This is a genomic window from uncultured Chitinophaga sp. (assembly GCF_937874145.1).
GTDB lineage: Bacteria > Bacteroidota > Bacteroidia > Chitinophagales > Chitinophagaceae > Chitinophaga.
This window is the reverse complement of record NZ_CALNBI010000223.1, coordinates 1-11779: the sequence shown is the minus strand read 5'-3', so window position 1 is coordinate 11779 and position 11779 is coordinate 1. Positions and strand designations below refer to the sequence as shown.

Below are 11779 nucleotides of genomic sequence, written 5' to 3'. Positions count from 1 at the left end.
GTCGTACAGATTCCATGTTTGTGCCCCAACCTCCCGGACTCGCGTTCGGGAGGTTTTTTTTAGGGTGTAAGGGCAGTTACAGGACGTCTAGCCCCAGGTAAACGGGCGTCTGGAGGACGGCTAAAGGACGGTTAGAGGAATGTAACAACGCAATGACTGTACAATGAGCATACGATTACAATACAATTTGCATACGATTACAACGTGATTAGCGTGCGATTACAACGCGATGGCAAATTTTCTAATCTGACTGGCAATGAAGCCGGTTCTTCCTCTTTCGGAGATACGAATAATCTGTTCGCGATTCGCGAACAGCGAACAAAGTAGCCCTGAGTGAAAGAAAAAACGCCGGGGCCTCAGTGCCCTGGCGTTTCTTTACGGTAGGATATGACCGAAACTAACGGAGCAGGGCCGTAGCGCACCACAGCAGCGGGGCCTGACCATGCAGGTCGCCGGTAAGGCGCTTGCGGTCGAGGTAATATTGATGATCGTTTTTCATGTTCGTGCCCTCGCAGACGTTGCGGATATCGGCGTTTTCATCGAGGTAGGTGATGAGCGACAGCCAGGCTTTGCGGGCGGCAGGGCCGTAGGTTTTTGCCTCCAGCCAGCCGTTTTTGACGCCGGTGATCATGGCGAAAGCGAACATCCCCGTGCAGGAGGTCTCTTTCCAGGAATCGGGATCGTCGACCAGCTGGTGCCACATACCGTCGGCCGACTGGTACTTCAGCAACGAAGCCATCATGTTGCGGTAGGCCTGGAGGATGCGGGGGCGGTTGGGATTGTTTTTCGGGACGGATCGCAGCAGCTCGGCCATCCCGGCGGCCATCCAGCCGTTGCCGCGGCCCCAGTAGAAGGGGGCGGAAGGGGCATGGTAAAACAGGCCGTTGGGTTGCTGGAGGGAATCCAGGTAGAGGATCATTTCATTGGCGGCGCGGTCGATGTAGGAGCGGTCGCCCGTGGCGCGGGTTGCCTGCGACTGCACCGCGGTAATCATGAACATATCGTCGATCCAGAGGCGTGTTTGCCAGGTGTAGCCCTGGCTGTAAAATCGGTGGCTGGCGGGCACTACCCTTTTCCCTTCCGGCGGGCCCCATTGCTTGTCGGCGATGTGTTTGCCTAGCCGGAGGTAGCGGTCTTCTTTCGTTTGGAGATAGAGCTCGAGGGGCACGGAGCCGAAAACGGTGTAGTCTACGTGGTCCGGAACGGGGATGAGGGTATCCCGGGCGCCGAAGAGCGGCTCGAAGCGGCGGGCCAGTTGCTGGCGGAGTTCCGTATTGCCGGTGATCTGCGCGAAAGTAAGCGCGCCGTACCAGGTGCAGGTTTCGGGATAAGTGATGACCCTGGGCGGATAGGGCCGGCCGAAGTTGGTGTGCGGTGTGGCGATGAACCGGGCGGCTACCTTGTTGCCGATTTCTTCCGGCGTGGCGCCGGCGGGAAAATTGCGGAGGGCGTTCTTGCCCGACTGTGCCGACAGGGCCGCCGGAAGCATCAGCAGCCCGGCGATACCCTTCAAAAGGCTCATTTTCATAACATGCGGAATTTGAATGCATCACAATGTATGCAAACGTTTGCAAAACCACAAATGCGCGTTGCGTAGAAATACGGTATTTCAGGAATCAGCGGTTGTACTCGTGTTTTTCTTGGGGGAGGGGCCTACTTTTGTATCGCTAGTCTGATAACTACTGTTTGTTTTCCCCCAATCCCCTCTGCGAAAGCGCATCTCCCCCGGATGTGCTTTCTTTTTTTTGTACATCGCCCATCCGGAGTGGATATAAAATCCGGGTTGCGTATATTGGGTGCGGAACCTTTATCATCCTACCATGCGTACACGAATTCTCATTTTCCTCCTGCTGGCATTCCACGCAGCGTCGGCACAGTATTTCAAGAACGGCGACCGTGTTGTTTTCTCCGGCAACAGCATCACCCATAATGGCGATTACTGGCATAACGTAGCCTTGTATTACGCCACCCGCTTCCCAACGCAAAACGTGCAGTTCTTCAACGGAGGGATCAGCGGGGATGTGGCTTCGGGCATGATCCGCCGATTGCAGCACGATATCCTTTCCCATAAGCCCACGCATGTGGTGGTGATGATAGGGATGAACGACATCAACCGCCCGCTGTACGACCCGCGCCGTAAAAGCGAACCGGGCATCCGCGAAAAGCAACAGGAAGCCATTTCTGCCTACAAACGCAACCTCGACAGCCTCGTTACCCTGCTGCTCGCCGCGAAGGTGAAGGTCATCCTGCAAACGCCTTCCATCTACGACCAGACTTCCAAAATGGCCGGCACCAATAACTTCGGGGCCAACGACGCGCTGAAGGAATGCGGCGAATTCGTGAAAAGCGTAGCGAAAAAGCATCAGCTGCCGCTGGTGGATTATTGGGGGATGATGGTGGAGAAAAACAAACTGGCGCAGTCGACCGATTCCACGGCCACAATCGTGAGTAAAGACCGCATCCATCCCGCCGGTCCTGGACATCTGCTCATGGGTTGGGACTGGTTGAAAACCATGAAATCGGAACCGTTTGTGTCGTATATGGTAATCGATAAAACGACTGCTTCCAGTCAGGGAAAAAGCAAATTCTGCAAGATCTCCGGCCTGAAGCGCGATAAAAAGGAAATTTCATTCACCATGCTGGAATCGGCACTGCCGTTCCCGCTTCGGGCCGACCAGCAGGCAGCCCTGCAGCTGGCGCCCATCATCAACGACATCAGCCGTGAGATGCTGTTCGTGCATTATATCGAACCGGGCAATTATGCTTTATATATAGATGATGAAAAGATCGGGTCCTATTTTTCCGGCGCCCTGGAAAGAGGGTTAAACCTCGCCGAAATAACAAGCACTCCGCAATACAGGCAAGCACTGGAGGTGCAGAAGCATATGGCCGAAGCCTGGAAACTGGAAAAACTCCTCCGCGATATAAAACTGGTGGAGCACCGGTTCTCCAAAGACCTCGATGCGTTCACGGCCAACCCCGGCGCTTCGGGCCTGGATTCCACCAATATCAAACGCGTGATCGCATACCGGAAAAACAAGCCCCGCGAAGCGGAGATCGTGAAGGAATTCGCGGAAGCCTCGGTGATCCCGGCGGCGTTGCGCACACCGGTTCCCCACCGGTTCCGGCTCGTGAAGGAGTAAAGGCTACTCCCTGGCGTCGTTCACTTCGATCCAATACCCGTCGGGGTCCTGGAGATAGATTTGCTGCACGCCATCTACCCGTTTGGTGACTTTCCCTTTTTCGCCGGCCCAGTTGATGAACGGGATGCCGGCTTTCGCCAGTTTACCGATGAACGCCTCTACGGAGGGCACGCTGAAGCAGATATGCGAGTTGCGGTCGCCCGTGTAGGGCGCCGTGGCCCCGGCAATGAGATGCAAGTGGCTTTTGGGGCCTACGGAAAACCAGGTGTGCTTGCCGTCGTGGAAGGGTTCGGGAATGGTGTCGAGACCCACCAGGTCGCGGTAGAAAACCGTGGATTTCTCCAGGTGCTGGACGTAAAGGGCCAGGTGGTTGAGGGTGGCCTTAGTTTTCTGCTGGGCCGAAACAGCGGTAGCGATACCGGCGAGCAGGCAGGTGAGGAGCGCTTTTTTCATAACGGAGACAAGATAAAAAATTCTGCGGCACGGGAGTTGTTATAGTAGAACGACCGTTTACCCAAATTGGGTTACCGATTAACAATCAGCTGGTTAGGCATCGCCTGCCGGTAAGTTGGCAGTGCCTGTTCCGGTTGATGAGGAGATTGGTAAGACTGTTATCCATAAACCCCATAACCGGCTGCCGGCTTGTCTGGTGGCTGGTTTTCGTCGTTCCTATACATCCTCCGCCCGTTTTTCCTTTTCCTGATGCTTTTTTGTACCTATTTTTGCCGCGTTGATGTTCGAACTGCAAACCACATGAGTACCAACGTACATATTGCGGGTCTTTCCGGTAGTCTCCGGAAAGGCTCATACAACACGGCGCTGCTGCGCGCCGCCCTGGCCAATCTCCCGGCGGGGATGACTTCCGAAATCGTCACATTTGATGAAGTTCCATTATATAACGCCGACCTCGACGCAGGGGAGCGGCCGCCGTCGGTCGTAGCGATGCGTGAGGCGCTGGCGCGGGCGGATGCGTTCCTGATCGTGTCTCCCGAGTATAATTATTCTATTCCGGGTGGATTGAAGAACGCCATCGACTGGGCGAGCCGGGGCACGGATGCACCGTTGATGCACAAACCGGTGGCCCTGATGGGCGCTACGCCGGGGATGTGGGGAACGGTGAGGATGCAGCTGGCATTCAAGCCCGTTTTCCAGTTCCTGGACATGAAGCAGATCGCGAAGCCGGAGGGGCTTGTGGCCGCCGCGCCGTCAAAGTTCGACGAGCAGGGCAACCTGACCGACGAGAAGGTGAAGGAGCTGGCGCACCGGGCGCTGGAAGCGCTGCGCGATCTCACCCTGCAACTCCGCAAATAATTAATGGGGGCAAAAGGCTAATTTCGCCCCTTCAATCCTGATAACTGAATATATGTCAAACAGCTTGTATGAATTCGGCATGATCGGCCTGGGGGTAATGGGGCGCAACCTGTTGCTCAACATGGCGGACCATGGATTTGCCGTGATCGGCTTCGACAAGGACACGGAGAAGGCTAAGGCCTTCGAGAGCTCCGCCACTGCAGGCACGCGTGTAAAAGGCGTGGTGTCGCTGGAAGAAATGGTGGGGCAATTGCAAAGCCCCCGCAGGATCATGATGCTCGTTCCGGCAGGCAAGCCGGTAGACGATGTGCTGGAATCGCTGCGGCCGCTCCTGGCGCCTGGCGATATCGTGATCGACGGCGGCAACTCCCATTTCACCGACACCCTTCGCCGGGTGGAGAGCATGAAAGCAGCGGGGTTCCATTTCATGGGCGTGGGCGTGTCCGGCGGAGAGCAGGGCGCACGCACGGGGCCCAGCATCATGCCGGGCGGCGACAAGGAAGCCTACGATCACGTGAAACCCATGCTGGAAGCCATCGCGGCCAAAGTGAACGGGGAGCCCTGCGTGGCTTACCTGGGCAAAGGCGCGGCCGGCCAGTATGTGAAAATGGTGCACAACGGCATCGAGTACGCCATCATGCAGCTGATCAGCGAAAGCTACCGGCTCCTTAAATCCGCCGGCCTCAACAACGACCAGCTCCACGAAGTATATAAAAACTGGAACGCGGGCGAAATGCAGTCTTTCCTCCTGGAAATCACCGCCGACATCTTCCTGCAGCCCGACGATAAATCAGGCCAGCGCCTCATCGACGTCATCCTCGACAAGGCGGGTTCCAAAGGCACCGGCAAATGGACTTCCCAGGAAGCCATGGACCTCGCCGTTCCGGTGACCATCATCGACACGGCGGTGTCCATGCGCAGCATTTCGGCTTATAAAGACGAAAGGGTGCAGGCATCCAAAGTGTACGCCGAGCCGAAGATCCCCGTTTCCGCGGAAACGAAGCTGTTCATCGACCAGGTGAAAGACGCGCTGCAGTTCGCCACGGTGATGTGTTATGCACAGGGCATGGCCATGCTGCACACCGCGTCCGAAGCGCATGACATGCAAATCCCGCTGCCCGAAGCCGTGAAGGTATGGCGCGGCGGCTGCATCATCCGTTCGGCCCTGTTGGGCACATTCTACGAGGCGCTGAAATCCGCCCCGGAAGTTCCCAACCTGTTATTGAACAAAGCGGTGTCTGAAATTGTCAAATCTAAAGAACATAACATGCGCGCCGTGATCGTGCAGGCGGCCCAGGCGGGACTGCCGGCCGCGGGCTTCATGGCCGCGCTGTCATATTTCGATGCGTACCGCAGCGAAGTGCTGCCCACCAACATGGTGCAGGCGCAACGCGATTACTTCGGCGCGCATACTTATCAGCGTATAGACATGCCAGGCAGTTTTCACACCAACTGGCAACACCATTAATCTTTTACTTTTTTTATGCAACATCATAAGCGCCCTCCTGCTTCCATCCTCTTTATCTTCGGCGGCAGCGGCGACCTGAACTACCGGAAACTGACACCCGCGCTGTACAACCTCTTCCTCGACGAGTGGATGCCGGACCAGTTCGCCATCGTGGGCATCGGCCGTACGGAATATTCCGACGATAAATACCGCGGCCACCTGCAGGAAGGCCTGGATAAGTTTTCGCGCCGCAAAGCGGAAACCGAAAGCCATTACCAGGAATTCTTCCAGCACGTCAATTACCTGCAGCTGGATGCGGGCGACATTGCTTCGTACCAGCGCATCGCGGATTACGTCTGCAAAAAAGAGGAAGAATGGGGCGTGCATCCCAACGTGATCTTCTACCTCGCCGTGGCGCCCCAGCTGGTGCCGTCCATCGCGCAGGAGCTGGGCACGCTCAATCTTTGCAAAGAGAAGAATACCACCCGCATCGTGATCGAAAAACCCTTCGGCCACGACCTCGAAAGCGCGCATGAGCTGAACGACCTGCTGACAGGGCTCTTCGCGGAGGAGCAGATCTTCCGTATCGACCATTACCTCGGCAAGGAAACCGTGCAGAACATCCTGGCGCTCCGCTTCGCCAACGCGCTCTTCGAACCGGTATGGAACCGTCATTACATCGACCACATTCAGATCACCGCCGCCGAAAGCGTGGGGCTGGAAGGCCGCGGCGGTTACTACGAGCATTCCGGCGCCCTCCGCGACATGGTGCAGAACCACATCCTGCAGCTCATGTGCATGGTAGCCATGGAAGCCCCCGTTTCCTTCGACGCCAACGAAATCCGTAATAAGAAAGTAGATGTGCTCAACGCCATCCGTCCCCTCCGGAAAGAAGATGTGCATGAGTACGCCGTGCGCGGCCAGTATGGCGCCGGCTGGATGAAAGGGAAAGAGATGACGGGGTACCGCGAGGAAAAAGGCGTGAACCCGCAGTCGGCCACCGAAACTTACGCGGCGGTGAAGTTCTTCATCGACAACTGGCGCTGGCAGGGCGTACCGTTCTACGTGCGCACCGGCAAGCTGATGCACCAGAAGTCCACCCACATCACCATCCAGTTCAAAGATGCGCCCACCTTCGCGTTCCCGTCGGAAGCGGCGGAATCCTGGCGCAGCAACCGGCTGACGATCAGCATTCAGCCTGAAATGGACATCCGCATCCGCTTCCAGGCCAAGCGCCCGGGGCAAACGATGAGCCTCGACCCGGTGAACATGACCTTCACTTACGACAACAGCGACGATCATACCCCCGAAGCGTATGAAACCCTGCTGCTCGACGTAATGGAAGGCGACGCCACGCTCTTCATGCGCGCCGACCAGGTGGAATCCGCCTGGAAAGTGATCATGCCCATCCTGGAAACATGGGAAAACCGCCACCCGGTCGACTTCCCGAACTACGTTCCGGATTCCTGGGGCCCTGAAGACGCCGACGCCCTCATCGCCCGCGACGGCCACGCCTGGATCAATCTGCCACCGGAAAAAAAGTAAAGCATGGAATTACACATCGCCAATAATCCGCAACAGCTCAGCGAAAACCTGGCCGCGTTCCTGACGCAGTATATCCAGGAAACGCTTCAGCAAAAGGAAATCTTCACCTTCGTGCTGTCTGGCGGCAACACCCCGAAAAGCCTGTACGCGCTGCTCGCCAAGGAGCCTTACGTGAACATGATCGAGTGGAACCGCGTACATTTCTTCTGGGGCGACGAGCGCGCCGTGCCTTTCGAGGACCCGCGCAACAACGCCCGCATGGCGTACGACGTGCTGCTCGACAAAGTGGGCGCCCTTCCCGAAAACATCCATGTGATGCGGACGGACATCGAGCCGGAGGCTTCCGCAAAGGAATACGAAAACATCTTGCACAAATATTTTAAAGGAAAGGAAAACACCTTCGACCTGGTGCTGCTCGGCATGGGCGACGATGGCCACACGCTCTCGCTCTTCCCCGGCCTGCCGATCGTTCAGGAGAAAAAAGCGTGGGCCAAAGCCTTCTGGCTGGAAGCGCAGGATATGTACCGCATCACCCTCACCGCTCCCGTTACCAACCTCGCTTCCTGCGTGGTGTTTATGGCGACGGGTGAAGGAAAGGCGCTGACGCTGAAGGCGGTGCTCGACGGCAATCCGGACCCTGATACTTATCCTTCCCAGCTCATCCGCCCCGAAAACGGCCAGCTGCACTGGTTCGTGGACGAAGCGGCGGCGGGAGCCCTGCAGATATAAGGATACCTTACTACTTACGAATGTGCATTGGAGTGGAATAAAATCTTAACTTCAATGCACATTTGTAATTTATAGCCGATTGAAAATTCTCATTCTGTTCGCCCATCCGGCATTCGAGCGCTCGCGCGTGCATGCCCGGCTCCTGAAGGCGGTGCGCACGCTGCCCGGCATCACGCTGCGCGATCTCTACGAGGAATATCCCGATTTCGACGTGTTGCCCGGGCAGGAACAGCCCATCCTCGAAAAACATGATCTTATCATTTTTCAGCATCCTTTTTATTGGTACAGCGGTCCTGCCCTCCTGAAGCAATGGATGGACCTCGTGCTGGAACATGGCTGGGCGTATGGGAAGGACGGTGTTGCGCTGCAGGGCAAATACCTCATGCAGGTGATCTCCACCGGCGGCAATGCGCAGGCCTACACGGCGGAAGGGCACCACGGCCACGCGGTACACGACTTTCTGCTGCCCTACCGGCAATCGGCGCTGTTGTGCCACATGCATTACCTTCCGCCTTACATCGTTCCGGGTTCCGCACACATCGCGGACGAAGACCTGGCGCGCTATGCAGACGGATTTGTACAGCTGCTGCAGGGGCTGTCCAATAACTCGATTGATCTGAAGATGCTGATGCGCCAGCCCGAGGCCAATATGCTGACGGGCTTGCCGGGCCTGTTGCCGGCGCCTCCCCGTTGAACCCAGTAAATCCAACATATGTCGAACGAATCCTTTTTTTATCAGGCACTTGTGTATCTGGCGACCATGGTGGTGTTCGTGCCGCTGGCCAAGAAACTGAACCTCGGTTCCGTACTGGGTTACCTGCTCGGCGGGATCATTATCGGTCCGGCCCTGCTGGGGCTGATCGGCCAGAGCGGGCAGGACCTCATGCATTTCGCGGAGTTCGGGGTGGTGATGATGCTATTTTTGATAGGCATGGAGCTGGAGCCTTCGCTGCTGTGGAAGCTGCGCGCACCCATCCTCGGGCTTGGCGGGTTGCAGGTGGTGGTGACGGCCATGCTGATCGGCGGGCTGGCGATGGCCTGCGGGCTGCCCTGGAACCAGGCGCTCGTGATCGGGATGATCCTGTCGCTTTCTTCTACCGCCATCGTATTGCAGGTGTTGACCGAAAAGGGACAGATGGGCTCCGCCGCGGGGCAGAGCGCCTTTTCCGTGCTGCTGTTCCAGGATATCGCCGTGATCCCTATGCTGGCGATCTTCCCGCTGCTGGCGCCTGCCGGTGCAACCGTGACGGCCGAGGAAACCGGTTCGCTGATCGAACATCAGCCGGCCTGGGTGAAGACGATCGTGGTGTTGGGGGCCGTGGTGGGCCTGGTGGTAGGAGGGCGCTATGTAGTGAAGCCGGTACTCCACATCGTGGCGCGCACCCGGCTGCGGGAGCTGTTTACGGCTTCGGCTTTGCTCCTGGTAGTGGGGATTGCCGTACTGATGACGTTGGTAGGGCTCAGCCCGGCGCTGGGGGCCTTCCTGGGCGGCGTGCTGCTCGCCAACAGCGAATACCGGCACGAACTGGAAAGCGATATCGAGCCGTTCAAGGGATTGCTGCTCGGGCTGTTCTTCATCGGCGTGGGCGCTACCATCAACTTCGACCTGATCGAACATTCGCCCTGGATCGTTGCCGGGTTGGTAGCAGGCATCATGATCGTGAAGTTCCTTGTGCTGGCGGCGCTCGGTAAACTCTTCCGGCTCAGCCGCGACCAGAACCTGCTCTTCTCCTTCGCGCTGCCGCAGGTGGGCGAGTTCGCTTTTGTATTGTTTTCTTTCTCTGCGGGGGCGAAGCTGCTGCCGCAGCAATTGGTGGATATGATGATGGCCGTGGTGGCGATTTCGATGGCGCTCACGCCGCTGGTGATGCTGGCTTTCGAAAAATGGGTACAGCCCAGGTTTGGAAATGCAGGGCAGGAAAAAGAAAGGGAAGATGACAAGATCGACGAGCGCAATGCCGTGATCATCGCCGGGTTCGATCATTTTGGAACGGTGATCGGCCGCTTCCTGCGCGCCAGCGGCGTTCCCGCGACCGTGCTGGACCTGGATTCCGACCGGGTGGACCTCCTCCGCCGGATGGGCCTGAAAGTGCATTACGGAGATGCTTCGCGGTTCGAATTGCTGAAGTCCGCCGGGGCGGAACAAGCGGCCATTATCGTGATCGCCATGGCCACGCCGGAAAAGAACCTGGAGGTGGTGCAGGCCGTGAAGAAACATTTTCCGCACCTGCGCATGCTGGTGCGTGCCGTGGATAACGCCGACGCCTTCGACCTCATGAACGCGGGCGTTCTTCATATTTACCGCGAAACCATCGATACCTCGTTGCGCCTGGGCACGGATGTGCTCGAAATGCTGGGCAGGAGAGCATACCAGTCGCAGCGCGCCGCCAGGATGTTCCGCCGGTTCGACGAAAAATCCCTCAAAGGCCTCGCCGCTTTCCGCGACGACAAGCAATACGTAAACGCGGCAAAAGAAAGGATCGAAGAATTGCAGAAATTCATACAGGCCGATGCCTATACGAACATGATGATCCGCGACACCGGGTGGGAGCGCGACAATGCCGAAGAACGGAATTAGTGATGGCCAGGCTGGTTGGCCGGATTATCTTTCCCCTCCTCTTCCCGCTGCGCCAGCTTTTTCTTGCCATACGCCAGCCGCGTGATCAGCACGTACAATACCGGCACGGCGAAAATCCCCAGCAAAGTGGCCGCCAGCATCCCGCCTACCACCGTAAACCCGATGTTCACGCGCGACGCCGCGCCCGCGCCCTGGGAAAACACCAGTGGCATCACCCCGAGAATAAATGCGAACGACGTCATAAGGATCGGCCGGAAACGAAGGCTCACTGCTTCCAGCGTAGCCTGGATCAACGGCATCCCCCTGTCTACACGCTCCTTGCAGAATTCAACGATCAGGATAGCATTCTTGGCGGACAAACCAATCAACGTTATAAGCCCGATCTGGCTATAAACGCTATTGGCTTGCCCGGTAAGCCAAAGTGCAAGAATGCTTCCAAACAAGGCTACAGGGACGGCCAGGAGAACCGAAAATGGGACAGACCAACTTTCATATAAGGCAGTCAATAACAGGAAAACGAAGAGGATGGACAACATGAAAATGAGGAAACTCTTGTTGCCCGCTTCAATTTCCTGGCGGGATATATTGGACCAGTCGTATCCGAAATTGGCAGGGAGCACTTCCGCCGAAACCTCTTCCATGGCCCGTATCGCGTCGCCGGAAGAATAGCCGGCATTGCTCGTGCCGCTGATTTCCGCGGAGCGGTACAGGTTGAAGTGGTTGATCACGGGAGCGCCCGCGCCCATCTTATAATTAATCAGCGTGCTCAGCGGCACCATCGTGCCGGCGGAATTCCGGACATAATAGTACTGCAGCTGGCTGATGTTTTTACGGTAAGTGGTATCGGCCTGCAGCACCACGCGGAAGCTTCTCCCGAAACGCGTGAAATCATTCACGTACATCCCCCCCAAAAATGTCTGCAATGCGCTGAACACATCATTCACCGCCACACCCATCTGCTTACACCTTTCCCTGTCTACCTCCACGTCGTATTCCGGCGTGGAAGCGCTGAAGAAGGCATACGCC

At 57.2% G+C, this 11779-nt stretch carries 10 protein-coding genes; 7 read left to right on the top strand and 3 right to left on the bottom strand.

From position 1 onward, the window contains the following. Positions 1 to 397: 397 nt before the first annotated feature. Positions 398 to 1528 carry a glycoside hydrolase family 88 protein gene (locus Q0510_RS10770; RefSeq protein ID WP_298711059.1) on the bottom strand — a complete coding sequence of 377 codons (1131 nt, stop codon included), beginning with the start codon at positions 1526 to 1528 and terminating at the stop codon, positions 398 to 400. Between the two features lie 292 nt (positions 1529 to 1820). Between Q0510_RS10770 and Q0510_RS10765 the strand changes: the two genes are divergently transcribed. Beyond that, complete coding sequence (locus tag Q0510_RS10765; protein ID WP_298711056.1) at positions 1821 to 3143, top strand: SGNH/GDSL hydrolase family protein; 1323 nt, start codon at positions 1821 to 1823, stop codon at positions 3141 to 3143. Between the two features lie 3 nt (positions 3144 to 3146). Here the strand turns inward: Q0510_RS10765 and Q0510_RS10760 are convergent, their stop codons facing one another. Beyond that, on the bottom strand, positions 3147 to 3596 hold the full coding sequence (locus Q0510_RS10760) for a VOC family protein (protein ID WP_298711054.1): 450 nt from the start codon (positions 3594 to 3596) through the stop codon (positions 3147 to 3149). A 300-nt stretch (positions 3597 to 3896) separates the two neighbouring features. Here Q0510_RS10760 and Q0510_RS10755 point away from each other — a divergent pair, with 300 nt between their 5' ends. From Q0510_RS10755 to Q0510_RS10730, 6 genes are all read left to right on the top strand, one after another. Then, entirely contained in the window at positions 3897 to 4454 is a 558-nt protein-coding gene (locus tag Q0510_RS10755) for an NADPH-dependent FMN reductase (RefSeq protein ID WP_298711052.1), read from the top strand. A 52-nt stretch (positions 4455 to 4506) separates the two neighbouring features. Further along, complete coding sequence (gene gndA, locus Q0510_RS10750; RefSeq protein WP_298711050.1) at positions 4507 to 5922, top strand: NADP-dependent phosphogluconate dehydrogenase; 1416 nt, start codon at positions 4507 to 4509, stop codon at positions 5920 to 5922. A gap of 15 nt (positions 5923 to 5937) precedes the next feature. Then, on the top strand, positions 5938 to 7446 hold the full coding sequence (gene zwf / locus Q0510_RS10745; protein WP_298711047.1) for a glucose-6-phosphate dehydrogenase: 1509 nt from the start codon (positions 5938 to 5940) through the stop codon (positions 7444 to 7446). Positions 7447 to 7449: 3 nt separating this feature from the next. Beyond that, a complete protein-coding gene (gene pgl, locus Q0510_RS10740) occupies positions 7450 to 8175 on the top strand; it encodes a 6-phosphogluconolactonase (protein WP_298711044.1) in 726 nt (241 codons plus the stop codon). A 79-nt stretch (positions 8176 to 8254) separates the two neighbouring features. Then, positions 8255 to 8869, top strand: a complete 615-nt coding sequence (locus Q0510_RS10735; protein WP_298711041.1) for an NAD(P)H-dependent oxidoreductase — start codon at positions 8255 to 8257, stop codon at positions 8867 to 8869. Between the two features lie 51 nt (positions 8870 to 8920). Then, complete coding sequence (locus Q0510_RS10730; protein WP_298711038.1) at positions 8921 to 10753, top strand: monovalent cation:proton antiporter-2 (CPA2) family protein; 1833 nt, start codon at positions 8921 to 8923, stop codon at positions 10751 to 10753. Here Q0510_RS10730 and Q0510_RS10725 read toward each other — a convergent pair. After that, positions 10750 to 11779: efflux RND transporter permease subunit (locus Q0510_RS10725; protein ID WP_298711035.1), on the bottom strand; the 1030-nt coding region annotated here is incomplete at its 5' end. The two genes, Q0510_RS10730 and Q0510_RS10725, sit on opposite strands and share 4 nt — an antisense overlap.